Here is a 25,240-nt window from a genome sequence, read left to right as displayed (position 1 = left end):
AAAAAAGCTATGTTATGATTTTTTTTGTAGAAACAAACAACTCTAGGAGGTTATGAACTAATGAAGAAAGCATTTATTTTATCTGCTGCCGCTGCGGTTGGATTATTCACATTCGGGGGCGTACAGCAAGCATCAGCGAAAGAACTCTCCTGCCAGCATGTGGTAACAGTAAAAACGGGGAACACTGTGCAAAACATGCCCCTTAACGATGCAGTGAAAAAACTGCATATTAAAACAAATATCAAAACATTAGACGCTGCAAACGAAAAAGAGATCAAGCAGCTTCTTCAAAAATATGCGAAGCAATCTAACATGAACATTCAGGATGTTCAAAAGACTGAAACTGCAAAACCTGCGCAAAAGACTGCTGAAAAAACAGCTGCTGAAAAAAACACTGCTTCTAAAGCACCAGCTGCTACTGAACAAAACGCTGCTTCTAAAGCACCTGCAGCTGCTGAAAAAACAAACACAACAACATCTGCGCCTTCATCTGTAAGTGCATATGAGAAAAAAGTTGTTGAGCTTACTAATGCAGAAAGACAAAAACAAGGCTTAAAACCGCTTCAAATTGATGAAACGTTAAGCAAATCTGCACGCGCAAAATCTCAGGACATGAAGGACAAAAACTACTTTGATCACCAAAGCCCAACTTACGGCTCACCGTTTGATATGATGAAATCTTTCGGAATCAGCTACAAAACAGCAGGTGAAAACATTGCTAAGGGCCAAAAGACACCAGAAGAAGTAGTAAAAGCTTGGATGAACAGTGAAGGACACAGAAAAAACATTCTAAACCCTAACTTTACTCACATCGGTGTAGGCTACGTTGAGTCTGGAAGCATCTGGACACAGCAATTCATCGGAAAATAATAAAAAATATCCTGTACGATACAGGTAATCTTCAGCTTGTAGAAAAAACCATGTTTTTTCTGCAAGCTTTTTTTGATTTATACATTTTCATACACCAATTGATCTGTTTCTAGAAACAGAAAAAAAGCACCTACATATCTGACCCTGCTTGGCTAGGTGTATGGCAATCTTCTTCATATTCGGGTGCGCGGCTGCGAGGAGAACTTGTTCGCTCACATTCCGTTTTCCCTGAAACAGACAAACGATTTTGTCTCCATACATGCGGGGTGATTTACATGATGGCCTTTGCGGTCAGTTGTTGAATGCGTAAATGTGCTGGTTCAGACAAATGCACCTGTCTTTTTTACTGTCGTAATGAAATTTCCATTGTGGAAACAAACTTCAGGGCAGGATGATAGCGCCTATAAGTGTTTTCACCAAAGATATCACAGTCAGATAATCCATTACAGATGGGAGTCATTACGTAATCAGATTCGAAAGCGACGGCGACAGCCTAAGGAGCAAAGGATAGCTCCTTTTTCATTATTTTGTTAACTTTAGTTTTCCTAATTTGTTACATTCTAAGGCAAACCACACTATTCCATCATTATCGCATCCAATGCCATGAGGTTCAGCATTAGGTGTGTTGATTGTATATTCTTCAATTGTTTGATCACTTGTCAGCCTTCCTATTTTATTTGCCCCCCATTCGGTAAACCATAAATCAGATTTCACTCCTGCAGCGATAGCGTGGGGACGTGCATTTGGTGTAGGGATGTCATATTCAGTTATTTCACCAGAAACCGTAATCTTCCCTACCTTATTACCCATGATTTCTACAAACCAAAGCGCATCGTCATGCCCCTTTGTAATCCCTACTGGTCCTGATGCTGGTGTAGGAATTGGATATTCCGTTAACTCTCCTGATTCGGTTATTTTGCCGATAGCATTGTTCTGGTTTTCAGTGAACCAAAGTGACTGATCCGAACCCAACGTAATAAAAGAAGGATATGATCCTTCATTAGGCAGTTCGTATTCATGAAACTTGCCCTCTGATGTCAATTTACCTATACGATTTCCATTCATCTCAGTAAACCAGATATCGCCGTTTGGACCTTCCGTAATCCCATATGGGGCTGAATTTGGATGTGGCAAAGGATATTCTATGAATTGCCCTTTTGTTGTCAGTTTTCCTATCTTATTAGCTCTATTTTCTGTAAACCAAATATCTCCTTTTGAAGACGCCGTTAAACACATGACTCCAGCATCAGGTGTCGGAACAGTATACTCTTGAACTTGTCCCTTCTTATCAATACAACTTATCTTGTTTGCCTTATGTTGAGTAAACCATACCATTCCTTCGTGTGAAATGGCTATCCCATAGGGACCTGAATCAGAATGAAGAATATTTATTTCTTGCTGTTCAAACTTCATATCAATTCCCCCATCAATAATAATCTACAAAAAAAGCCTCCTATACTCACTTTTCTGAGATAGGAGGCAATGCTTACATTCATACCTAAATAGGCTTCACTTCAAAGCCGCTTTAGTCAGTATAAATAAAGAACATTACCCCATAATCCTATCTCAGAAAATGAATCAATAAACAAAACAAATAAGCATTCAGATCATCGGAAAAATAGTACTGAAGTTAAATGTATAGATTAAGCTATTGATTCTTTCTTAAAGCTAGGGTTATAGAATCATGTTCTTATTTTCACCCTTCCGTTTTATGTTAAGGCAACAGTAAAATACTGTCTCAGTTTTGTCAACTGCTAAAAATAAAAAAACAATGTATGCAGGAGATGATGATATTTTTCTCCCTCCAAAAAAGGCGCATGATCGAAAGAAGGGTGCTTTTTGAACAAAAATAAAATAATGCGGATCAGTGACAGCAGCATTGTAAATCGTATGCCTTAAGTTTTAAAAAGAGTAAAAACACGATTGAATTAAAAAAGAGAAGGATAAATCCTTCTCAGAACGAATATCAAATAAGGCTCACAGGGCTGAAGGCATGCAATCTTTTTTATTTCACCCATAGCTTATATATACTTTGTGTTCCGCTGTTTTCTTCGCCTTGTGCAGCGAGCTTGTCATACAAGGATTTCGCAAGCGACAAGCCTGGCATTTCTTCCCCCATTAATTCCGCTTCCTCAAGCGCAATTCCCATATCTTTAATAAAATGTTTCACATAAAAACCTGGTTCAAAGTTGCCTTGAAGCATACGGGGAGCTAGATTTGACAATGACCAGCTTCCGGCTGCGCCCGTTGTGATGCTTTTCAGGACATTTTCCGGCTGCAGGCCTGATTTTTGAGCATAGGCCATCGCTTCAGCAACACCGATCATACCAGCTGCGATTGCAATCTGATTACACATCTTGGTATGCTGGCCGCTTCCAGCCGGTCCTTGATACTGAATGTTTTCTCCCATTAAAGAGAAAATCGGCTGGCAGGCTTCAAATGCTTCTTTTTCTCCGCCGACCATAATCGCGAGAGTTCCGTTTTGTGCACCGATATCTCCGCCGGAAACAGGGGCGTCTAAAGCGAACAATGCTTTTTCTTTGGCCGCTTCCGCAATCTTCTTCGCAAGCGAAGGTTTAGATGTCGTCATATCAATGAGATATGCGCCTTCTTTTGCATTTTCAATAATTCCGCCGCTTCCGAAATACACTTCTTCCACATCACTGGGATAGCCGACCATTGTAATGATAACATCCGCTTCTTTAGAAAGCTCTTTGACCGTTTCTTTCCATACTGCGCCTTTTTGCAGTATGCTGTCTGCTTTTTCTTTTGTCCGGGTGTACACCAATACAGGATGGCCGTCTTTCAGAATATGTGATGCCATGCTTTTTCCCATCACTCCAAGACCGATAAAACCAATTGTTTTTTTCAAGGTCATTCCTCCCAGATGCTTTGTTTGATTTTAGTTAAAATTTATCATTTTTCCTTCATTTTCTAGACTACCATATCTATTCATCATATAGTAGACTCTTAAAATGAAAAATCCCCAAAACAAATCATGTTTTGGGGATTTGATTGGATTACAATTTGAATTTCTGAATTGTGCTCATAAGCTCTTGGCTTGCATGTTTTAACGTTTCCGTTGAGTGTTTGACTTTATCAAGGGTGATCAGCTGTTCATCGGTTGATGCGTTTACTTCCTCTGCTGCAGCGGCCGATTCCTGTGATATGGCTGATATGCTTTGAATCGCTTCAGAAATTGCGAGCTGTTCATCACTCATTCTTTGAATTTCTTCGTAAATGTGATCAATGCCTTGTACCAGTGATTGCATTTCTGCCGTTATCGTGTTTAATACCTCTCCAGTCTCATGAATGGCACTGTTTTGTTCATCATTCATTCTGCTTGCCTCAACCATTGCGTGAGAGGCCTCTTTTGTCTCAAGCTGGATAAGCTTCACAGTCTCGCTGATATGCTTTGTAGAAAGTGCTGATTGCTCAGCAAGCTTCCGCACTTCATCGGCTACAACGGCAAAGCCGCGTCCGCTTTCTCCGGCTCTGGCTGCCTCAATGCTGGCATTTAGAGCAAGCAAGTTGGTCTGATCAGAAATATTCGAAATAGCTGTAACCACTTCTTCAATATTCTTTGTTTGATTTTCCAGATCAAGCAGCATCGTTTCAACCTTTTTTGTTTCCATGTTGGCTTCGTTTGACTTCATCAATAGCTGGCCGAGCGCGTCAAGTCCTTTATAGCTTGCATCCTCAGATGATTTTGAGCGCTCTTTAATTCCGCCCGCCTCCTCAGCGATTTGTCTGATTTTAGTTGACAGGCTTTCTGATTTTTCATTAATGGTCTCAACTTCAGAAGCCTGTTCTGATGCTCCTGCGGCTACTTCTTCAATTGCTTTTGCAATTTGTCCGCTTGTTTCATTTGTTTCCGCAGAGACAGCCGTTAATTGCTCAGAGGTATCAGATACTTTCCCTGAAGAGAGTCTTACTTGTTCAACCATTTCCTTCATATTTTCAACCATTTGGTTAAAGTCTCTTGTTAAAATACCGACTTCATCCTTGGATTTTGATTCAGCATGAACGGTTAAATCGCCTTCGGAGACTGCCTTCGTTTTTGCGATCAGCTGCTGTATCGGGCCGGTTATCGTTTTGGCCAGGAAATAGCTGAGAATTATCGTTGCGACAAGCGCGATCAGTGATATCCAAAGGTTCGCCCGATTCATTTTATCTGAAATCCACATTAATTTATCAGTATCAAATTGTGTTCCGACTTTCCAGCCCGTTTCACCAATCGTTTGGTACACAACCATTTTCCCATTTTCATCCTGTATCCCTTTTTTCTCAGATGCAATGGTTTTCAATGATTGATCCTTTGATATATTTTTTCCTTGGTTTGACGGGTGGGCTAAAAGATTGCCGCTTGCATCAGCTAAAAAGGCAAATCCATTGTAAGGCACCTTTTGCTTATTGACCATGCTCTGGATAGCAGAAAGTTTCAAATCGTAGCTTGCAACCCCTATCACTTTCTGCCCGTCAAGTACCGCTTTCGATGCAGTGACAATCATGTCTCCTGTCACGACATCTTTATAGGGTTCCGTCCAAACGACTTGATCCGGAGTTTCAGCTGCAAGCTTATACCATGGTCTTAATGTCGGATCATAATCATCAGCAAAATCGGCTTTCGGATATGTAAACATCTCTTTTTTTGCGGTGCCTATGTAAGCCATCGCAACATAATTATCGTTATCTTTGATTTGTTTAATGTCATCATTAAACAGCCGAGAAGCTTCTTTACTTGGTTTCGTTACAAATGTATGAGTTAATTCTCCATTAGCCAATCTTGTTAACGAAATGGCATAACTCTTTAATTGCAATTCAATATTTTGTTCAAGTGACTGTGTCACGTTTTGAGTTGTATTTTTCCCATCCTCTGTAATCATTGGTTTTAGCGTCAGATAAGAAGACAGCATTAAAAGAACAACTGTGACGATTAACATGATCGAAACAAAAACAGCAATCTTCATGTGAAGTTTTTTAAACAAACCAATCCCCTCCTAATTTCTATATCGGCCCTTTCATTTGAAAAATGAATAATAAAAAAATAAATTATATGAAAACCGGAATATATTTACTGAAAATTCAATCTTATTTATAATAAAACACATAAGGAGGGCGATGATCATACTAAAACAAATGTACATGCACAACGGCAGAAAATTTGAGGCTCTGACCATCCGAAACTATTCAGAGACTGACATAAAGGGGCTGATTTCACTTCAAAGAGAATGTTTCCCCCCTCCGTTTTCTCAGGAATTGCTGTGGTCAGAGGAACAGCTTGAAAGCCATATCAAAACCTTTCCGGAAGGGGCTTTATGCGCGCTGGTCAATGGCAGAATAGTTGGTTCTATGACTGCCCTTATCGTACATTTTAAGCCAGAGTCTCCTGACCATACATGGGCGCAGGCAACAGACAACGGATCTATTAAAAATCATGATCCTCATGGAAATACTTTATATGTAGTGGATATTTCAGTTTCTCCTCATTATCGAAAGCTTGGAATCGGAAAATGGCTGATGAACACGATGTATGAGCTGACTGTTGACAAGCGACTGGAGCGCCTGCTCGGCGGCGGGCGCATTCCTTTTTATCATAAATACTCGCACGAGATCAGCGCTGTACAATACGTTGAAGATGTGATGGAGGGCAGAAAAAAAGACCCTGTGCTGTCCTTTCTCCTCCATTGCGGCCGTTCACCGATTCGTGTAGTCAGCAATTATTTAGAGGATGAAGAATCATTGAATTTCGGCGTTTTGATGGAATGGAAAAATCCTTTTTATAAAAAAGCGAGCTGTTCGTCACAACAGCCCTTTAAGTGAAATATTCGATTTTCGCATTTGGGAAATAAGTATCAATATAGGATTCAAGCGCTTCCCGAAGTGCATGCTCTTCATCTTTCTGATAAATATATTTTCCGATCCCGTAACGGCCCCATTTATAACGCCGCTTTTCTTCATCTAATTCGAGCTTTGTCTTTGGATAATTCTTCTCAATGACTCGTTTCGCCGGTTTTGTAAAACGGTGCTGAATTAATTCAAAAGTAATATCATGTCTGACATCCTGCGGCAAAGCGGCATCAAGTTTTTCAAACAGATGTTTGTATCCTTCTTCCCAGCCTTCATGAATATAAATCGGCGCAACAATAAAGCCTAGCGGATACCCTGCTTTTGCAACTTTTACCGCCGCTTCTATCCGCTTATCAAGAGGTGAGGTTCCCGGCTCAAAATTTTTAATCACGTAGTCGGCATTAATGCTGAATCTGAATCTCGTTTTCCCGTTATGCTTTGCATCTAGTAGGTGATCGACATGGTGAAATTTCGTTACAAATCTGAGCTTTCCGAGCTCACTTTGTCCAAAATGTTCTATGGCGCGCTTCAGCGTGTGTGTCAGATGATCGATTCCTACAATGTCTGACGTACATGAAGCTTCGAACCTTGTGAACTCTGGTGCGCGCTCCTTCATATACTTATCTGCCTGGTCCAATATCTCTTCGACGTTTACATAGGTTCTGATATACGGCTTTGATCCCATGGTTGTTTGCAGGTAGCAGTAATGGCAGTGACCCATGCAGCCTGTTGCAAACGGAATGGCATATTCAGCCGAGGGTTTAGAAGAATCAAACTTTAATGTTTTCCTGACACCGATAACTAAAGTTGACTTCGCATTACGATACTGCTGAAGATGATTTTTTCCAGGAATATTACGCACCTGATTGTGGGATGTCGTTTCTCTGATTTCAATGCCCATTTTTTCAAATTTATCTTGTAATTCTTGAGCCAGCGGATATTCCAGCGCTCTCGGTTCTATATACACAAGCTGCGGAACAAATGGGTTCTGCATGATGCCACATCCTTTTCCTTTACTAACGTTACTTTTCTCATAAGGCGGAAAGGATATGAGTTGTAATGATTTCCTTGTTACTCATACGGATCGATATCAAATAGTTCTTTGTAAAGTGATTTAGCCTCTTCATAGCTTGCAAACACAGCATCGTCCTCTGCAAACGGATGATAGGTTTCATAAATAAACAGGGAAAGCTCACCTTCATGGTATGGGTGGTGCACAATTTCAGCTTCCTTTATGTGGGCAACATTGGCGGCGTGCGGATTTCTGTAGATCACGTAAACTGTATCTCCTGCGTTAAATTGGTTTGACATACTATCCCTCCTAGCCATGTTATTGTGCCCTCCTATACCCTTACTTATGAAAAAAACCAGACAGGCCGGAGGCCGTCTGGTTTTTGTACATTACTTGAATGTTTCTTTTACGAACGCGACAACTTCTTCTGTCGTGCTCATAGATAAAATTTTCTCTTTGAATGACTCAGCTTCTTGTTTAGACAATTTGCTGATTTGTGTTCTTGCCGGAAGGATAGACGTTGCACTCATTGAGAACTCATCTAAGCCTAAGCCGAGAAGGATCGGAATCGCAATCTCGTCTCCTGCCATTTCTCCGCACATGCCAACCCATTTTCCTTCTTTGTGCGCTGCTTCAATTACGAGTGTAATTAAGCGAAGGATTGCCGGGTTGTATGGCTGATACAGGTAAGATACACGTTCATTCATACGGTCAGCTGCCATCGTGTATTGGATCAAATCATTTGTTCCAATACTGAAGAAATCAACTTCTTTAGCAAACTGATCAGCGATGACTGCAGTTGACGGAATTTCAACCATCATACCGACTTCAATATCGTCAGATACAGCCTGTCCCGCTTTTACAAGCTTTTCTTTCTCTTCAAGAAGGATCGCTTTTGCTTCTTTGAATTCGTTAACTGTCGCAATCATAGGGAACATGATTTTCAGGTTTCCGTATGTACTTGCACGAAGCAGTGCGCGAAGCTGTGTTCTGAAGATTTCTTGCTCTTCAAGGCAAAGACGAATCGCTCTGTATCCCAAGAACGGGTTCATTTCTTTAGGAAGCTGCAGGTAAGGAAGCTCTTTGTCTCCGCCGATATCAAGTGTCCGCACGACAACTGATTTTCCTTCCATACGCTCAAGAACCGTTTTGTAAGCATCAAACTGCTCATCTTCTGTAGGCAGCTGATCTCTTCCCATGTAAAGGAATTCTGTACGGTAAAGGCCAACTGCTTCTCCGCCGTTTTCAAGAACACCTTTCACATCATCAGGAGTACCGATATTCGCTGCAAGCTCTACATGATGACCGTCTTTTGAGACAGTCGGTTCATTGACCAGCTTCGCCCACTCAGCTTTTTGAGCCAAATAAGCGTTATGTTTTTCTTCATACTCTTTTACAGTTTCTGCAGAAGGATCGATAATGACATCGCCATTAATACCGTCAACGATAACAGTCACGCCGTTTTGGATCGTGCCTGTAGCCGCTTTCGTACCAACAACTGCAGGAATCTCAAGAGAACGCGCCATGATGGCAGAGTGAGATGTGCGTCCGCCGATATCAGTTGTGAATCCTTTTACGAACTCACGGTTTAATTGAGCTGTATCAGACGGTGTTAAGTCTTCAGCTATAATAATAACCTCTTCTGAGATCATGCTTGGGTTTGGAATTTCGACGCCAAGCAGGTGGCCGGTTACGCGTTTTGTTACATCGCGGATATCTGCCGCACGCTCTTTCATATATTCGTTGTCCATTGATTCAAACATGGAAACGAACATAGAAGACGTTTCTTTTAAAGCGAATTCAGCGTTCACTGAATCAGTGCTGATTTTTTCTTTCACAGGGTTTAGAAGCTCAGGATCACTGAGAACTAAAAGGTGAGCAGAAAAAATATCAGCTTTATCCTGACCAAGTTCTTTTAAAGCGTGCTCTTTGATTTTTTCGAGCTCTTCTTTTGAACGTGCAATCGCTTCATCAAAACGGCTTACTTCCGCTTCAGAATCAGAGATGTTTTTCTTTTCAACCGTTAAATCTGGCTCTTCAAGCCGGTACGCTTTGGCAATCGCGATGCCGGCTGAAGCGCCAATCCCTTTTAATTCTTGCATTACTCGCCGAGTCCTTCGCTTTTCATTGTTTCTTCTAGAGCGTTAAGAGCATCGTTTTCGTCAGCGCCAGTAGCAGAGATTGTGATCTCAGCGCCTTTAGCGATACCTAGAGACATAACACCCATGATAGATTTAAGGTTAACTGTTTTGCCGTTATATTCTAAATTAACGTCAGCGTCGTATTTGCTTGCAGTTTGTACAAGAACTGTCGCAGGACGAGCGTGGATTCCAGAATCTGCAGTTACTTTAAATGTTTTTTGTGCCATTTTTATCATTCTCCTTTTAACTTAAAGCTATATTACTTCACAATATTATATCATACAGCCGTACTTGTCATCTGACAAGCACAGCGTACTAACACCCTTATTTTTCAATCTTCACAATGTCTTCTTGCTCTCTGTTAACTGAGCCGCTTGCTTTAATGCTGACTGTTTCTCCCTCAGCAAGGTTCGTAAACACAATCGGTGTCATGAGAGACGGTACATTCGGTTTGACTGCGTCCAGATCAACTTCAAGAAGTTTTTGTCCAGGTTCAACACGGTCTCCTTCTGATACGAAAGACGTAAATCCTTCGCCCTTCAGGCTGACCGTATCAATACCAAAGTGGATCAAAATTTCTCTTCCGCCGTCTGATTGCAGGCCGATTGCATGTTTCGTCGGGAACACATTTAGAATTTTTCCTCGAACCGGTGATACGACAATACCTTCAGAAGGGAGAATCGCAAAACCGTCACCCATCATTTTTCCTGAGAAAACTTGGTCAGGAACATCAGTAATCGGGTGAATTTCGCCGGTAATCGGAGAAACGAAAACTTCCTCGCCGATTTCATTTTGCAGCGGTTCTGCAATGACCTCCTCAACCTGCTGACCTACTTCCTCTTGAGCAGATGTTTTCGGTTCAGGTCTTGGTTTGCGTCCCGCAATGATGTCTTGCATTTGTGTTTTTAAACCGTCAGAACGCGGTCCGAAAATAGCCTGAATGTTGTTGCCGACTTCCAGTACCCCGGATGCCCCAAGCTGTTTCAGACGGTCTTTATCAACCTTTTTCTGATCGTTTACAGTCACACGCAGACGAGTGATACAAGCATCAAGGTGTTTGATGTTTTCCTGGTCACCCATTGCCTGAAGGATCTCATAAGGAAGATCTCCTGCTTCACCAGTTTTCCCAGATGCTGCTGTTTCTTCCGTAGCATCCTCGCGTCCAGGTGTTTTCAAATTAAATTTGCGGATGGCAAATCGGAATCCGAAGTAGTAAATGACCGCCAGCCCTAAGCCGACAGGAATCACAAGCCACCATGCCGTCCGGTTCGGCAAAATACCGAATAGGAAGTAGTCAATTAAACCGCCGGAGAATGTCATACCAATCTTAACATTCAACAGCTGCATGACCATGAATGAAAGTCCCGCAAACACACAGTGAATCGCAAACAGGATAGGGGCAACGAATAAGAATGAGAATTCCAATGGCTCTGTGATCCCTGTTAAGAAGGATGTCAAGGCTGCTGAACCCATAATACCTGCAACGAGTTTTTTGTTTTGCGGTTTTGCTTCATGATAAATCGCAAGCGCCGCGGCAGGCAGACCAAACATCATAAATGGATATTTACCTGTCATAAACGTACCTGCTGTTAATTGTACGCCGTCTTTAATCTGCGCCATAAAGATACGCTGATCCCCGCGGATGATTTCCCCTGCTGCACTCTTATAGCTGAAGAATTCATACCAGAACGGCGAATAGAAAATGTGGTGCAAACCGAATGGGATAAGCGAACGTTCAATCACCCCGAAGATAAATGCAGCAAGGGTTGGATTCGCTTCCACTAATCCTGTTGAAAAGGCATTCAATCCATGCTGGATCGGAGGCCAGATCACTAACATAATAAGACCCAGAATCAGTGCAGAAATTGACGTAACAATTGGAACAAAACGTTTACCCGCAAAGAAACCAAGATATTGCGGCAGTTCAATTGTGTAAAATTTGTTGAACAATAATGCAGCTAACACACCGACAATAATACCGCCGAACACGCCTGTCGCCAAGGTAGGTATACCAAGCATGTTTACATATGCGGGATGGTTTTCCGTGAAGAACTTGGCTCTTTCGATTGAATCGGAAGGAATTGTTCCGTTTGCAAGAAGAACCGCACTCATAGACACGTTCATCACCAGATAACCGATAATCGCTGCAATCCCTGCAACTCCATCACCGTTGGCAAGCCCAATGGCTACACCTACTGCGAAAAGAAGCGGAAGGTTATCGAAAACAATCTGCCCAGCGCTTTCCATAACACCTGCTACGAGCTGAACATTGTCATTGCTCAAGAAATGCAGGACTTGAATCATGTCCTTATTTTGCATTGCATTTCCGATCGCAAGCAAAATACCCGCAGCCGGTAGGATCGCAACTGGAAGCATAAGCGCGCGCCCGATTTTTTGAAGAACGCCGAATAATGCTTTAAACATAAGAATTGACCTCCTCTTTTTACTAGTCTGACCTTACAGCTAAAAATCATGACAACGAATTCACTAGGCGTAAGTCTTCCAGTTTAACCGTTTACATTTGCCCTTTTACACAACAAAAAAGGCATGAGCAAATTGGGTGCACAAAAGAACGAGAATAGACTTCCCGTTTTTTCCCCTCAATCACTCATGCCTGATCGGATCAGTAACACGTTATAAGGATAAACTGAATTTATGAAATTTTATTGGTTAATCGGTACAGATGAAGCGTTAGGTAAACCGCTTCCGCCTCATGAACTGGTTTCTTCAATGTTTGCTGCAAGATTTTAATCAATTTCCAAGCTGTATTGTAGCATAGCGGATATTCATTTTTCAATAACAACATTAATTTTTCTGGTTCTTTAGTCGGTTCTTCTTTTTTGATTCTCTCTATTGTAAATCTGATATGCCGGATCAGCCGCAAATAGTGGACACTTTCCTTATTTACTTTCATTTGAAATGAGTCTTCAATCACCTCAACAAGCTGCGCCATCAGCTGCGAGTGCTGATTGACTTCAGACAGCGGGCGGTTTGTCAGGGCTGAATGGATATGCAGGGCGATAAAACCGATTTCTCCTTCCGGAAGGCAAATTCCCGCTTTTTCATTAATCATATCGATAACTTCTTTGGCAATTTGGTATTCCTCCGGATATAGCGACTGAGTCTCCATTAAAAATGGATTTTTCATATCAAAGCCCTGCTGCTGCCTTTTGATCGCAAATGCGATATGGTCTGTCAGCGCAATGTGAATATGCTCATTTAATGAGTGGTTTGTCCTATTGCTGATGTGGTAGATCACATCGTTTGAAATATCAACGAGCTTTTCATCAACATAGTCAAGGAGCTTTTTAAACTGCTTTTGTTCCTTCTCGTCCTTTAAAATGAACATTTTATCGTAGCCTTTATCTTCAATGACATCATCTTGTTTTTTTCCGAAACCAATACCTTTTCCGATTAAAACGACTTCGCTGTATTTATGATGAGAAGCAATTAATACGTTATTATTCAGTACCTTTTTCACTGTGAAGGACCCATTCACGATCCTCAGCTCCTTTTGTCATTCAATACCTCATATCGTACATAACGAACGGAATGCACGTCAAACCTTTTTTCGATGCTTTCACTAAACAGTCGATCTTTCAATGAGACGGTAATCCAGAACCTTCCTTTCAATCGGCTGCCCTTGAATTCTTTTTTCCAGCATGGCAAACGCCTGCTTTCCCATTTCCCTTGTCTGAATATCGATCGTTGTGATACCAAGCGATTGGCTGATTTCGTGGTTATCAACGCTTAAGATTGCAAGTTCACCCGGTACCGATACCCGCTGGTTCTTCGCTTCAAGAAAAAGCCCTGCTGACACTTGATCATTGGCAACAAAAATAGCTGTCGGCTTTTCCTTCCACTTTTGCCACTTATGAAAAAGCGCCTTGCCATCATTGATTGTAATCGCTTTCTCGATCACCCAGTCTTCACGAAATGCTTCTCCGATCTCTTCCAATGCTTCTTTATAGGCCTTGATTCGGAAATGGCTGTTCATGCCCTTTTTTCTTGCCAAACAGATGGCTATTTTTGTGTGCCCTTTGGCAATTAAATAGTCCAAGCCTTTCCGGAATGCTTGTTGGTGAGGAATGCTGATGGTTGGAAAACGTCTGATATCTGAATTCTGGCAAAGCAATATCGGGCCCTCCCATTCCATGAGTTTTTCATCAGCAAGCGCCTTTGAGCAAAAAATCAACCCGTCAACCTGACGCTGCTTTAATTGGGACAGCGCAAAGATTTCTTTCTGCACATCATAGTTTGTTTGGAATAAAGAGAGGTGAATCCCGGATTCCGCGGCTGCGTCAGCTATACCTGCGATCAGCTCTGCAAAATAAGGCAGATTAATCGTCGGCAAGACAACACCAATCATGTTTGAAAACCCTTTCGACAAATGAACAGCGTGGATATTTCTCGTGTACTCTAATGCTTCCATTGCCTCGAGCACTCTATTTCTTTTGTCTTCGCTGACGTAAGGATGATTGTTTATGACTCGGGAAACCGTTGTAACGGAGACACCGGCTTTTTCTGCAATGTCTTTAATATTAGCCATAGATTCCCTTCTTTCTAAATTCCCTTGATCTGGAATGCGTTTCATACAATATGATATGAGCGTACCAGACATATTTTGTGTTTTTAGCTGAAAGGAGAAGATCACATGGGTTTCTTCATTTTAATTGGATTATGTCTGACTGTTCTCGGCGGCAGCTGTCTTGCTGTAAAACCTCTCAACCAAAAACATGAAATTAAACCCTTTCGAACATTTGATGATTTTTTTATTTAATGCAGATAAAAAAGGACGATGTCGAGAACAAAGTCCTTTTTTATTTCCTGTTACGGCAGTATGATTAATTCCTTCGGATATTGGGTTAGAGCAACCGCTCCGTCCTTTGTTACATGAACGTCATCCTCAATGCGCACGCCGCCGATCCCAGGCACATAAATACCCGGTTCGATCGTGTAGACCATGCCTTCCTGCAGCAGTGTATCGTTGGCTTGGCTCATAGATGGGTACTCATGGACGGAAATCCCGAGTCCGTGTCCCAGCCGGTGAGGAAAATAATCTCCGTATCCCGCTTTTTCAATGATCCCGCGGGCAGTTAAATCCAGATCTCCGATTCTGACACCGGGTTTGCTTGCCTCAATTGCAGCTTTTTCCGCTTGAAGCACGGTCTCATAAATCTCCTCTTGCTTCGGATTGATGGTCTTGTATGCAAACGTTCTTGTAATATCAGAGCAGTAGCCGTCAAGAATAACACCGAGATCAAATAAAACGAAATCACCTTTCTTCAATGTGGCTGGCCCTGGATTTCCATGAGGCTGGCCTGATTTTTCTCCGAATAGAACCATTGTGGAGAAAGACATGCCCTGAATTCCTTTTTTCTTCAGCTCATACTCGATTTGAGCGAGCACTTCCACTTCACTGATGCCTTCACGCAAAGCGGCTGTGCCGACTTCAACACCGTAATCAGCAAGCTTTGCCGCCTCTTTCAGCAAACGAATTTCATTGTCGTCTTTAATTAGGCGAAATTGATTGAGTGTTTCTTCTGCTGAAACAAATTGAGCCCCGCCCACTGAATGCTTCAGCTGTTCTGCGCGTGATAGTGAGATCGAATCCTTTTCTACCGCGAGTGTATGTATGCTGACATTTCGCTTCTTCAAGGCTTTCTCTATCAGCTCCCACGGATTTTCGTGATCCGCATAGCCAATGATTTCATGATTCCAGCCTGCGCTCCGTGCCTGACCTGCTTCCATTCCGGGACAAATAAAGAAAGGCTCCTCTTCTTGAAAAATAAATAAACCCATTAATCTTTCATGCGGCTCTGTGTAAAAACCGGTTAAGTAAAAAACATTTTCTTTCGTATGAATAAATGCGGCAGTATGCCCCGCTTCCTTCAGCCATGAAGAGACGCGTTGTATTCTATTCACTTCTTGTTCCTCCCTGCCATTTGCAATGCATTGTTCTGTCTTCCATTGTAACAGGTTTTACAGGTGTTTGCCTTTCGCGGCGCCTTCATTTTCAGATTCATTTTATTTCCTGCCCCCCATCCTGTATACTGACAGTAGAGTTCAATTGCAGGGAGTTGTTCCGTTTGCTGATGAATTTTTTCAGGCGAAAAGCAGTTATGCTCTTAACGATTTTGGGAATTTCCGCTCCTTTTATCGGTATGAAGATGGTCGGCTTTTATTATTACAGCTCTATCATCGGCTGTGCAGCGGGCTTCCTTTGCTGCATCCTCGCTCTCATCATGGTTACAAAAAGATCCGATAAAGACAAAAAAGAAGAGAGAGCTTGATACATAAAAAACCAGCAGCCCGATTGGACTGCTGGTTTTATTTTAAAAGCCTTAACCCGTTTAATATTACCAAGATCGTACTTCCTTCATGACCGATCACGCCAAATGGCAATTCCATCACCTGCAAAAAGTTTGCACAAATCAGCAGGCAGATCACAGCTAGAGAGAACACGATATTTTGTTTGACAATCCTGTTCATTTTCCGAGACAAGCGGCACATGTTTACGAGTTTTTTCAAATCGTTTTGCATGAGTACCATATCAGCGGTCTCAAGAGCGACATCTGTTCCGCCGCCCATTGCAATGCCGACATCCGCCGCTTTAAGTGCCGGTGCATCATTGATTCCGTCACCGACCATTGCAATCGTTCCGAATTCTTCTTTTAACCGTTTGATTTCATTCACTTTTTGGTCAGGCAGGCATTCTGCCGCAACAGTTGTCATTCCGGCTTCCTTTGCTATCGCTTGAGCCGTGTCCTTATGATCTCCTGTCAGCATGGCCGTTTTAATCCCAAGCCGGTTCAATTCTTCCATGACCTTTTTTGCTTCGGGCCTGATCTGATCTTTCAGTGCGATACAGCCTGCTATTTGATCATCCTTTTTCACAAATACAATCGTATGGCCGCTTTGAATGACATCTGATGCTGTTTGTTTTATAAATTGTGCTGCCATTTCCTCGCCGATAAAACCTGCTTTACCAATCTTCCATTTCGCGCCAGAGACTTCTGCCATAACGCCAAATCCTGATGTTTCTTCTATAGATATGTAGCCTGACTGATTCACGCCGCGGCTTACAGCGTACGACGTTATAGCTTGAGCGAGCGGATGGCTTGATTGCGTTTCGATGGCGTAGACAGCCTCAAGAACCTCCGTTTCACTGAATCCTTCTGCGATTCTGACAGTCTCGACGGCAGGCTGGCCTTTTGTTACAGTGCCCGTTTTATCAAAGGCAATCATTTGCACAGAACCGAGCTGTTCAAGAAAGACGCTACCTTTTACAAGCATACCGTTGCGGGCGCCATTCGAAATCAAGGAAAGCGCCGCGGGCATAATAGAAGCGACAAGCGCACAAGGTGAAGCGACAACCATAAACACCATTGCGCGGTAGAAGGTTTCACTCCAGCTCCAGCCTAGCGCAAAGTGCGGCACGAATAACAAGAGCCCCACCGCAATCAGCACACCTTTTACATAAGCATTTTCAAATCGTTCAATGAAAGCCTGTGCGGGTGAAACACTGCTTTGCGCAGATTCAACCAGTTTGATAATTTTTCTGAATAACGAATCTTCATTTGCTTTCGTGACACGAACGGTCAAGGAGCCGTTACGATTTACAGTTCCTGTAAATACAGCGTCGCCGGTGTTTTTTTCTACAGGCATTGATTCACCTGTTAATGCTGACTCGTCAAGGCTTGTTGAGCCCGATTCAATAACACCGTCAGCCGCTACGCGTTCTCCAGGTTTGATCACAATCATATCACCGGCCTGCAAGTCCGAAACCGGAACTCTTTTGGTTTCGCCATTGACCAACAGTGTTGCCTCTTCAGGCTCAAGCTGCATTAAAGATGTTAAATCTCTGCTGCTTTTATTCATCGTGTATGTTTCTAAAGCGCCGCTTAAAGAAAAAATAAATATTAAAATAGCACCCTCCGCCCAGTATCCGATCAAGGCGGAGCCGATAGCAGCGAAAATCATTAAAAGTTCTACATTCAGCGTTTTGGATTCAAGCGTTTCTTCGATTCCTTCCTTTGCTTTAGCGAATCCGCCGATCACAAAAGCCAGCAAGTAAAGCGTTACTGATATTACTTGATGTCCGGATAAGAACCAGCCTGCCAAAATAAGAGCGCCTGACACCAGTGCTGCGATAAGCTCAGCATGCTGTGCCCAGTTTTTATCTTTCTGTTCTGTTTTTAATGGCTTATGCGGATCGTGTTGAACGATAACTTGTTCATTCATATTTAATTCTCCCCTCTAATTGAGAACGTAAATCATCTTCAATTCCCTTATAAAAAACAAAATCGCCGCCCAAAAGGCAGCTTCATCGTTGTTATTTCATGATGTCTTCCTTAATTATAGCATGCGGGAAGAAAATTTCAATTATAATTATTTTAATTTCTTTTTGATAATAATTATCATTAACATCTCTATTCACCTTTCATTGTATGACAAAAAAGCTGAAAGGCTACGCTCTCAGCTTATTCTTCCGTCCATTCTTTCAGTTGTTCCGCCGTCATCGGACCTATTTTTGTTTTTTCAATTTCTCCCTTTTCATTCAATAAAAACGAGGTTGGGATCGTGATGATGCGATACTCCTTCATTAATTCCCCTTTTGAGTCAAGAACAATCGGAAACGTCAGCTTGTTTGCTTTAATAAAGTCTTCAACGGCTTGCTGATTTTGTTCCGAGTTCACTAAATTCACCGTTACCAGCTTTACGTTCTCAGATTGATGGGCATCATAAAATGATTGAAATTGCGGAAGCTCTTTTTTGCAGGGCGGACACCATGATGTCCAAAAATGCAGGATGGTTTTTTGCCCTTTATTCGGGATCGAGATATCCTCCCCTTCTATCGTTTTCATAAGAAAAACAGCGGGAACGGCAGGCTGTTTATCGTCAGCAGCTGCCACATCAGGAGACCATGCAATCATCCCCAATAACATAAGGCATACAGCAAGCAAGCGCTTCGTCAACATGGAATCTTCCTTTCATGCTTTTCAATTAGCTTGCCCCTGCTTTTTCTTTATCATCCTTCAATTCGCGGCGTTCTGTTTCCTCCCGTAAGGAAAACTGATACCCCCAGCGCTTTGCAAATCTGTGTATAGTGAAGGCTCGTCAGCAAAATCATGCCGGTGTTCATCCCCAGGATGATCCCGAGCATTTGCAGATTCTCCATTGATCCCAGCACATACATCATACTTAGGGCAACGATATGGCTCCACACGTTGTGATAAAACGCTTCTTTCACAAACCCCATCCCGATTAAACACGCCTGCAGCGGCATGACAAACAGATGAAAGAGAAAGTAAGGCCATAACAGCTGCAAGTAATACTGCGCTTCAGGAGAGTGAAAAAACAGGTGGGTCAGAGGCTCCGCAAACTGGAACATGATCCAAACAGCCGGTATACCGTAACCAAATGTAATGAAAATCGACTGCTTCAGCCTTTTTAATACGATGTCATATTGTGAGAGCGCATAGGCTTCAGAAATACTCGGAATCATGACAACCATTAGCGAGTGGGCAATGAAAGCAGGAAACGATCCTATCGTCACAGCCACTCCGGCCAGCATTCCGTATTGATCGATCGCTGCTGTTCCGGCAACGCCCGCTGCCAAAAGCGCTCCTTTTACTAAAAAGGGTTCTATAGCGTTGACAACGGCATGAAAAATGCGCAGTCCTGTTGTAGGAATTGAAACGGCAAGCAGTCTTTTTCTTACATCCTTTCCGCGCAAATGAATGTGCTGTTGGCCGGACATAGCCCGCCTCGCCATGATAAATTGTGAATATAAATAAACAAGCACGACCACATCACTCACGACTAGGACAAACAAGGAAATCAGCACAGCCATGTCCAATTCAAATGAGTACCATTGAAAAAAGAGGAATAAGCACAAGAGCTGGATGATTTTTTTCAGCACATTGGCGATTGCGATCTTCCCCATTTTTTGCACACCCATAAAGTAACCCCTGGCGATTGAAGTAAAGGCCACAACAGGAATTAAGCCGATGACAATCCCTTTAATAAACGGGTGGTATGTATCAAATACCGGAATAAACGGAAGCGCGATGCTGGCGGCGGCAGTAGAAAACGCTGTAAATATGGCTGTCATTCTGAAAGCGTGCCTCAGCATGCTTTCATGAAGCTTAGGATTTGATTCAGCAATGAATTTAGAAATCGAGATCGGCAGTTCCAGGCTTGCGATGACAATAATTAAAAAAATCGTGGGCAAAATACTCATGTAAAGCCCCATCCCATGCTCGCCAAGTTCCCGTGCCAAAATCATATTCACCACAAATTCAAGGCATTCAGCGAAAAAGGCGGCAATGGATAAAAGAATGATCCCTTTCACAAATCGATTCATGATGTCTCCCCTTGTCTCTTGTACTACCAACATCATATGAGACAAGTTCAAAAATTATTTTATTTTTACTCTTTATATGAAAAAAAGCACAGCTGAGACAAATTGTCTCTTCTATGCTTAGATGGCAAAAACGTGCCCGCCGATTCTTTCTACGATTTTTCTTGAGCGAATCCAATCATCCGACGCTGTTTTCGGATTATAAAAGAATATAGCATCTGTTTCTCTATTTTTTGAAGACAGCGCTTCTTCGGCAGCAGCAATTGATTCTTTATCAGGCTTTTGATTAATGCTTCCGTTCGCGACCGGTTCAAAAGCGTTTTTCTGATAAATAACCCCTCTTATTGTATCAGGAAAACCTTTTTTCTCCGTCCTGTTCAGCACAACGCTTGCAACAGCGACCTTTCCTTCATAGGATTCTCCCTTAGCCTCTGCGTGAACAAGACGGGAAAGCAATTCTTTTTCAGACTGTGAATATGTTTCTTCCTTATCATTCGTTTTCTTTGGTTTTTCTTCTTCTTTCTTTTCAGTGTTCGCTGATAGCTTGATCGGTTTTATTTTTTTCTTGTCCTTATCAGCAGACAGTGAAGAGAAAGATGTGTCTGTATCTTGATTTATATGTGTAAGCAGCTTAGCTTCTTCATGTTTAGTCTTCTTTGTGCTCAGTAGTGAAGCTTGTGTATGTTCAATTTTCGAAGCAGGCATGAAACAAAGAAGAAAAACAGCCAGAGCAGTAAATTTTGTCGTCATACAGTTTCCTCCTTAAAGTGCTCAAAAAACACTTCATAACCTTAACAAGAGAACAAATCATTTTCACGGAAAAAGATTTTCCAACTCTCCCAAACAGGTACCAGGATGGAATATACCGGGTGATGCGCTGGTTACTGGCAAAAAAACAGGCTGTTTTTCTATAAATCTTGTCAACAAAAAGCATATTTATCCATTTTTTCCGATTTACATTTCATTTACGAATGTTACAGCCAATGTAATAAAAGGCTGTTTTTCTGTCATATATGATAACAAGGCTTCTCACTCATGAGAAACCTTGTTAACTTCTTGGCTGTTCTAAATATTGAAACACCACATCCCCGCCTTGCTGGGCTATGCCGCGGAAATACTTAAAATCGTCTTGTTTAGATAAAACGGCCCTGAAATCAAGAAAGTCTTCTTTTTGGACTCTCAGTTCCTTTATTTCGCCAATGCGCAGTTGCTCAATCTGTTCTGTTATTTCTTCGGGACGCAATCAAAACTCCCCCTTTTTATTCTTTGGACGAAAAACAATATATCATCTTTATAGCGCCAGGACAAATCCTTAGGGAGATAAAACTCCTTATCGCTTTACTTCTCAATGAAAATACTGCAAAATACTTTCAAAAGGAATAATTATGTTTAAAGGAGAGGAAGCTTGTGAAAATCGCTAAGGTCGGAAACGTAATTGAATTTAAAAACGGGTTAACCGGTGTTGTAGAAAAAGTAAATGAGAATTCTGTTATCGTAGATGTTACCATTATGGATAACTATCGGGATCTTGAGCTAGATTCACTGACGGTTGTCAATCATAAAAATTACAAGATCATCAGAGACTCCTATTAAAACCTCCTTTCATCCACACACTTTCGCAAAAACTGCAAGACGAGAAATTAAACACCTTACATATCAAATTTAGCTTTCTCAAAAGCTGCCGCCCGGCAGCTTTTTCACATAAAAAAACACCGATTATGAATCGGCGCTCCCGTCTGTTTCCGTTATTTCGATATGGAACTCACTGACGGCTCCCGCTTCGTACAGGTTGGTCAATGACGTTGAATAATTTGTGATTTCCCCGCGGAAGGCAAGATTCTCGTCAGGAACCTCGACTTTAAACGTTTTTTCATATAACAGGACAGCGATATCATGATAAGTCTCACTTGTGACGTGTAAGGTGAAGGCAATTTTCCTCTTCGGCTCACTCTCTTCTTGATATGCAGCCATTTCTAACGTTACATCGTTTAAACGCAATGTTTTCACTCTGTACCACTCCTTATCAGTTCATGCATCTTAACATAACTTAGCTAACGTTTACAATGAATCTGTTCGGAGCAGTTATTTTAACCATTTCTTTAAAAAAGACGCCTTTACAAACATACGTTCGATGTTTTATAATGAAACAGACGAGCTGCCATCCAGCATCCCGTCTTTTCATTAGAAGGTGGCGAGTGGCATTCCCCCCGGATTCACTCGTCTTTTTTATGTATATAATCCCCTGCATTTTCGCAGGAGAAACTATATTAACGATTATCAATCGTCTCTGCCTATATATTTTTAAACACTTTATTCCAGAATGACGAATCCTCTTGTCCAAGACTCCAGCTGCCAAGACCTTTCAGATTATATTTTTGAACGAGTTTTATTTTTGCTCTGAGTGACTGTTCATTTTCAAACCATAATGTATATGCTCCTGGCGGTAATGGATCCTTCTTATCGTGTTTGATCGTAAAAACAGCTTTTGGAGATTGACTCTTTGTGTCAAAAATAATTGTCCCGTTATGTCTTTTTACTAGTGAGTTAACAAGATAAAGGGAAATGGCTTGGGAGTTTGATTGGCCTTGCATCCAGCAACGGCCGTAGAATGGCAATCCTAAAACTAGTTTTTGGGGAGAGATGTTTTGGGTTAGAGCATATTGAATGGACTTTTCCACCCATCCTACACTTGCAGTAGGCCCAGCAAGGCGGCTTTCATCATAGGCCATAACCATTAGATAGTCCGCATGTTTAGCTAAATTCTCATAATCATATGATCCGTGCCAGCCCTTCGTCCAGCCAAAAGGATTTGCCGCCACTGCAACCGATACCTCTTTACGCTTAGGAATACCTTTTCTCACCAGTCTAACAAACTCCGTAAATGCCTGCCGATCTATCTCTGTAAGGTTTTCTATATCGATATTGACTCCGTCTAGATCCAGTTCTTCTATTGCATTAGAAATTTGTTTAGCCAAAAGCACTCGGTTCTTTAATGCAGATCGTCCCAAATCCTGATCCCAATGATTGCTTAGAAAAGGAACTACTTTTAATTTTCTTCTATGAAGAGCTTTAATTACATCGGGATTAGCTGAACGGAGAAGCAATGATCCATCTTTCCTGATATAGAAAAAGTCAGGAGACACGACATTTAATACTCCGTTCGTTTGATCAACGTGTTGAATAAAATCGCAACCTAATCCAGAATAGAAATAGCTCATTTGAAACATCTCATAACCCCTTCATCCCCAAAAATATCAAGTTCCCAACAAATAAAAAAATGAAGATTGATCATTTCAATTTGTTTCGTTTCCGAAACTTCATAGATTACCTCTCTCTTATCTTTATCATTTGTCCAGGATAAATGATATCTGAAGAAAGCTTATTAAGATTCATAAGTTGTTGTACCGGAATATTAAAGGATTTGGAAATCGTCCATAGTGTATCACCAGATTCCACATGATACACTTCGTATGTCACGGGAAATTCCATATAACGAGGCGTTCTTTTTACTTTATTCGCTTGGTTTCTTGTTTTAGGTATTTTCCCCTTCATTCTTATTACTCTCCTTTAGAAAAATTTATTTTTCACATCTCTAGACCGTTTCTGTCTTATTTTAATAATTTGTCCAGCATATATTTGATCTGATTTGAAATGATTAAGCTCCATGATTTGCTGCAGAGAAACTTTATACTTCATGGCAATTTTCAATAATGTTTCACCGGGAGTAACATGATGAATCTCGTATTTTTCTTTGAGAACATCTACGTAATGTATGGTTTCCCCTACGTTCCTTATGATTCCTCTTCTTTTTAGCACCTCAATCATTCTCTCAGCTCTATGCCGATAGGAGTCATTCTTCACTGCCTTTTTACCGTTTATCTGAATCTTTTTTCTCTCGCTATCATGATTCAAATAGTATTTCACCTTTTCAAATGTTTCTTTTGGGGAGGAAGAGACGATGAGATCGCGGCCAGGTTTGAATTTACCTCGAACTGCCGGTGTATCCGATGTCAATAAAACCCCGCCGGAACCAAGAATTTCATAGGTGCGCTGCGTAAGTTGGCTTTCACAGTTTTGCAAACCGATAATGATTTTTGCTGAACTGTAAACTTTATATGCTTCAGTATAATCGAGGTATCCATGAATCCAATTGCGGGGAATTTCTTTTCCTATATGTTTACTCATTTTTTCCCAATTTTTTCCCCAAAAATCTATGCGAATCCCTTTTCGTATAAGAGGGCGAATAAGCGTTTTTAAAGAGGACGAACGAAACACTTCCGGATGTTCTTCAAGATAATTAGGGTAAGCATTAGCCACCACTGCTATATCACAACTGTATTTCTCCAATGGTTTAATCTGATGATGTATACTTTCGTGATATGCAAAGTCTAAGTGAGCTGCTTTAATCCCCATGCTTTCATAAATTTTACACAGAGAAGGTGTAACGGTGAAAACAAAATCCGGTTTCATCTTTTTAATTAACGGGATGGTAAAGTTTTGAGTGTGCAGTGGGTCTTCAGTTGCCCAATAAACGAGAGGGATATTTACCTTTTTAGTTGCGTTGCGAATCCAGGCTTGCTTTTCTCTTGAATGCTCTGGTGTCCATCCCATAGATACTATTAGATCCGGTTTAAATTCGTCTATCATTTCAGTAATATTTTCCCGGCTCACAGGACCCGAAATCATTACGGTATGGCCTGCTTCCCTAAACCCATTCGGTAAACCATAGAGCCACATGGGATGACTCTCAAGAAAAAGAATTTTCACACATTTTCGTCCTCTCTTTCACTATTTAATGTCTACTTTATTGGTATGTATTTGTAATATAACTTGTCGCGGTACTAGTCTATAAAAAACGTTTAGGTGCGAGATGACATGATAGCTTGTGCAGATGCCCCACAAAAAAAGCGATCTGCAACATATTTGCATTTGATTTTGCTAGCCTTTCTGTCAAAATATTTACGTTAATAAATTGTTTTTGTGCATAAAAGAAAAAGACGT

Annotated in this window: 24 protein-coding genes; 4 read left to right on the top strand and 20 right to left on the bottom strand. The window is 41.5% G+C overall.

Annotated features, from left to right (window positions below; genetic code table 11):
* Window positions 1-60 precede the first annotated feature (60 nt).
* Window positions 61-870, top strand: coding sequence for a CAP domain-containing protein (locus M1M80_RS07775; RefSeq protein ID WP_060398514.1), 810 nt, complete (start codon window positions 61-63; stop codon window positions 868-870).
* 522 nt (window positions 871-1,392) lie between these two features.
* Here M1M80_RS07775 and M1M80_RS07770 read toward each other — a convergent pair.
* The 3 genes from M1M80_RS07770 to mcpC form a co-directional block, all read right to left on the bottom strand.
* Complete coding sequence (locus M1M80_RS07770; protein ID WP_060398513.1) at window positions 1,393-2,283, bottom strand: Vgb family protein; 891 nt, start codon at window positions 2,281-2,283, stop codon at window positions 1,393-1,395.
* 592 nt (window positions 2,284-2,875) lie between these two features.
* Window positions 2,876-3,742: an NAD(P)-dependent oxidoreductase gene (locus M1M80_RS07765; protein ID WP_060398512.1), complete on the bottom strand. Its 867-nt coding sequence runs from the start codon at window positions 3,740-3,742 to the stop codon at window positions 2,876-2,878.
* A gap of 148 nt (window positions 3,743-3,890) precedes the next feature.
* Window positions 3,891-5,858, bottom strand: coding sequence for a methyl-accepting chemotaxis protein McpC (mcpC, locus tag M1M80_RS07760; protein WP_060398511.1), 1,968 nt, complete (start codon window positions 5,856-5,858; stop codon window positions 3,891-3,893).
* Between the two features lie 133 nt (window positions 5,859-5,991).
* Between mcpC and M1M80_RS07755 the strand changes: the two genes are divergently transcribed.
* Window positions 5,992-6,693, top strand: a complete 702-nt coding sequence (locus M1M80_RS07755) for a GNAT family N-acetyltransferase (protein WP_060398510.1) — start codon at window positions 5,992-5,994, stop codon at window positions 6,691-6,693.
* Here M1M80_RS07755 and splB read toward each other — a convergent pair.
* The 8 genes from splB to papB all read right to left on the bottom strand — a co-directional run bounded on the left by splB (window position 6,686) and on the right by papB (window position 15,798).
* Complete coding sequence (splB, locus tag M1M80_RS07750) at window positions 6,686-7,714, bottom strand: spore photoproduct lyase (RefSeq protein ID WP_003238958.1); 1,029 nt, start codon at window positions 7,712-7,714, stop codon at window positions 6,686-6,688. The genes M1M80_RS07755 and splB overlap by 8 nt on opposite strands.
* Window positions 7,715-7,791: 77 nt before the next feature.
* Complete coding sequence (gene splA, locus M1M80_RS07745; protein ID WP_003218644.1) at window positions 7,792-8,031, bottom strand: splAB operon transcriptional regulator SplA; 240 nt, start codon at window positions 8,029-8,031, stop codon at window positions 7,792-7,794.
* A gap of 90 nt (window positions 8,032-8,121) precedes the next feature.
* Window positions 8,122-9,834: a phosphoenolpyruvate--protein phosphotransferase gene (gene ptsP / locus M1M80_RS07740; protein WP_019258254.1), complete on the bottom strand. Its 1,713-nt coding sequence runs from the start codon at window positions 9,832-9,834 to the stop codon at window positions 8,122-8,124.
* Complete coding sequence (locus M1M80_RS07735; protein WP_003218637.1) at window positions 9,834-10,100, bottom strand: phosphocarrier protein HPr; 267 nt, start codon at window positions 10,098-10,100, stop codon at window positions 9,834-9,836. Before M1M80_RS07735 ends, ptsP begins: the two co-directional genes overlap by 1 nt.
* Window positions 10,101-10,197: 97 nt before the next feature.
* A complete protein-coding gene (ptsG, locus tag M1M80_RS07730) occupies window positions 10,198-12,297 on the bottom strand; it encodes a PTS glucose transporter subunit IIABC (RefSeq protein ID WP_003238960.1) in 2,100 nt (699 codons plus the stop codon).
* 229 nt (window positions 12,298-12,526) lie between these two features.
* Window positions 12,527-13,372 (bottom strand): glucose PTS transporter transcription antiterminator GlcT, encoded by an 846-nt coding sequence (glcT, locus tag M1M80_RS07725; RefSeq protein WP_003238961.1) that lies wholly within the window; start codon window positions 13,370-13,372, stop codon window positions 12,527-12,529.
* 84 nt (window positions 13,373-13,456) lie between these two features.
* On the bottom strand, window positions 13,457-14,422 hold the full coding sequence (locus M1M80_RS07720; protein ID WP_060398509.1) for a LacI family DNA-binding transcriptional regulator: 966 nt from the start codon (window positions 14,420-14,422) through the stop codon (window positions 13,457-13,459).
* Window positions 14,423-14,703: 281 nt separating this feature from the next.
* The gene (gene papB, locus M1M80_RS07715; RefSeq protein WP_060398508.1) at window positions 14,704-15,798 is read right to left on the bottom strand and encodes a di/tri-peptidase; all 1,095 of its coding nucleotides are present in this window, start codon (window positions 15,796-15,798) and stop codon (window positions 14,704-14,706) included.
* Window positions 15,799-15,962: 164 nt separating this feature from the next.
* On the opposite strand from papB, the gene M1M80_RS07710 reads away from it, so the two are divergent.
* Window positions 15,963-16,166, top strand: coding sequence for a hypothetical protein (locus M1M80_RS07710; protein ID WP_060398507.1), 204 nt, complete (start codon window positions 15,963-15,965; stop codon window positions 16,164-16,166).
* Between the two features lie 37 nt (window positions 16,167-16,203).
* On the opposite strand, the gene pfeT is transcribed toward M1M80_RS07710, so the two are convergent.
* The 5 genes from pfeT to M1M80_RS07685 form a co-directional block, all read right to left on the bottom strand.
* Entirely contained in the window at window positions 16,204-18,117 is a 1,914-nt protein-coding gene (gene pfeT / locus M1M80_RS07705) for a metal-transporting ATPase PfeT (RefSeq protein WP_060398506.1), read from the bottom strand.
* Between the two features lie 239 nt (window positions 18,118-18,356).
* Window positions 18,357-18,854, bottom strand: coding sequence for an endospore biogenesis thiol-disulfide oxidoreductase StoA (gene stoA, locus M1M80_RS07700; RefSeq protein ID WP_019258248.1), 498 nt, complete (start codon window positions 18,852-18,854; stop codon window positions 18,357-18,359).
* A 50-nt stretch (window positions 18,855-18,904) separates the two neighbouring features.
* Entirely contained in the window at window positions 18,905-20,242 is a 1,338-nt protein-coding gene (gene ykvU, locus M1M80_RS07695; RefSeq protein WP_003238969.1) for a sporulation protein YkvU, read from the bottom strand.
* A gap of 117 nt (window positions 20,243-20,359) precedes the next feature.
* Window positions 20,360-20,989 carry a cell wall hydrolase gene (locus M1M80_RS07690; RefSeq protein ID WP_019258246.1) on the bottom strand — a complete coding sequence of 210 codons (630 nt, stop codon included), beginning with the start codon at window positions 20,987-20,989 and terminating at the stop codon, window positions 20,360-20,362.
* Between the two features lie 298 nt (window positions 20,990-21,287).
* A complete protein-coding gene (locus M1M80_RS07685) occupies window positions 21,288-21,482 on the bottom strand; it encodes a hypothetical protein (protein ID WP_060398505.1) in 195 nt (64 codons plus the stop codon).
* Window positions 21,483-21,646: 164 nt separating this feature from the next.
* On the opposite strand from M1M80_RS07685, the gene M1M80_RS07680 reads away from it, so the two are divergent.
* Entirely contained in the window at window positions 21,647-21,832 is a 186-nt protein-coding gene (locus tag M1M80_RS07680) for a YkvS family protein (RefSeq protein ID WP_003232446.1), read from the top strand.
* A gap of 123 nt (window positions 21,833-21,955) precedes the next feature.
* Here the strand turns inward: M1M80_RS07680 and M1M80_RS07675 are convergent, their stop codons facing one another.
* From M1M80_RS07675 to M1M80_RS07660, 4 genes are all read right to left on the bottom strand, one after another.
* Window positions 21,956-22,246: a DUF3219 family protein gene (locus tag M1M80_RS07675; protein ID WP_019258244.1), complete on the bottom strand. Its 291-nt coding sequence runs from the start codon at window positions 22,244-22,246 to the stop codon at window positions 21,956-21,958.
* Window positions 22,247-22,530: 284 nt separating this feature from the next.
* On the bottom strand, window positions 22,531-23,466 hold the full coding sequence (locus M1M80_RS07670; protein ID WP_060398504.1) for a glycosyl hydrolase family 18 protein: 936 nt from the start codon (window positions 23,464-23,466) through the stop codon (window positions 22,531-22,533).
* A gap of 97 nt (window positions 23,467-23,563) precedes the next feature.
* Window positions 23,564-23,791: a LysM peptidoglycan-binding domain-containing protein gene (locus M1M80_RS07665; protein ID WP_003238974.1), complete on the bottom strand. Its 228-nt coding sequence runs from the start codon at window positions 23,789-23,791 to the stop codon at window positions 23,564-23,566.
* Window positions 23,792-23,806: 15 nt separating this feature from the next.
* The gene (locus tag M1M80_RS07660) at window positions 23,807-25,006 is read right to left on the bottom strand and encodes a DUF3880 domain-containing protein (protein ID WP_060398503.1); all 1,200 of its coding nucleotides are present in this window, start codon (window positions 25,004-25,006) and stop codon (window positions 23,807-23,809) included.
* Between the last annotated feature and the right edge of the window lie 234 nt (window positions 25,007-25,240).

This window comes from Bacillus inaquosorum (assembly GCF_023238325.1).
Classification (GTDB): Bacteria; Bacillota; Bacilli; order Bacillales; family Bacillaceae; genus Bacillus; species Bacillus inaquosorum.
Note: the sequence above shows the minus strand (reverse complement) of the source record. Positions and strands in the feature narration are given on the sequence as shown.

Excerpts from the sequence above, each read along its gene's own strand:
- M1M80_RS07775 (WP_060398514.1), top strand. The coding sequence starts at position 61 with ATGAAGAAAGCATTTATTTTATCTGCTGCCGCTGCGGTTGGATTATTC.
- M1M80_RS07770 (WP_060398513.1), bottom strand. The coding sequence starts at position 2,283 with ATGAAGTTTGAACAGCAAGAAATAAATATTCTTCATTCTGATTCAGGT.
- M1M80_RS07755 (WP_060398510.1), top strand. The coding sequence starts at position 5,992 with ATGATCATACTAAAACAAATGTACATGCACAACGGCAGAAAATTTGAG.
- splB (WP_003238958.1), bottom strand. The coding sequence starts at position 7,714 with ATGCAGAACCCATTTGTTCCGCAGCTTGTGTATATAGAACCGAGAGCG.
- splA (WP_003218644.1), bottom strand. The coding sequence starts at position 8,031 with ATGTCAAACCAATTTAACGCAGGAGATACAGTTTACGTGATCTACAGA.
- ptsP (WP_019258254.1), bottom strand. The coding sequence starts at position 9,834 with ATGCAAGAATTAAAAGGGATTGGCGCTTCAGCCGGCATCGCGATTGCC.
- M1M80_RS07735 (WP_003218637.1), bottom strand. The coding sequence starts at position 10,100 with ATGGCACAAAAAACATTTAAAGTAACTGCAGATTCTGGAATCCACGCT.
- ptsG (WP_003238960.1), bottom strand. The coding sequence starts at position 12,297 with ATGTTTAAAGCATTATTCGGCGTTCTTCAAAAAATCGGGCGCGCGCTT.
- M1M80_RS07720 (WP_060398509.1), bottom strand. The coding sequence starts at position 14,422 with ATGGCTAATATTAAAGACATTGCAGAAAAAGCCGGTGTCTCCGTTACA.
- pfeT (WP_060398506.1), bottom strand. The coding sequence starts at position 18,117 with ATGAATGAACAAGTTATCGTTCAACACGATCCGCATAAGCCATTAAAA.
- stoA (WP_019258248.1), bottom strand. The coding sequence starts at position 18,854 with ATGTTGACGAAGCGCTTGCTTGCTGTATGCCTTATGTTATTGGGGATG.
- ykvU (WP_003238969.1), bottom strand. The coding sequence starts at position 20,242 with ATGAATCGATTTGTGAAAGGGATCATTCTTTTATCCATTGCCGCCTTT.
- M1M80_RS07690 (WP_019258246.1), bottom strand. The coding sequence starts at position 20,989 with ATGACGACAAAATTTACTGCTCTGGCTGTTTTTCTTCTTTGTTTCATG.
- M1M80_RS07670 (WP_060398504.1), bottom strand. The coding sequence starts at position 23,466 with ATGTTTCAAATGAGCTATTTCTATTCTGGATTAGGTTGCGATTTTATT.
- M1M80_RS07665 (WP_003238974.1), bottom strand. The coding sequence starts at position 23,791 with ATGAAGGGGAAAATACCTAAAACAAGAAACCAAGCGAATAAAGTAAAA.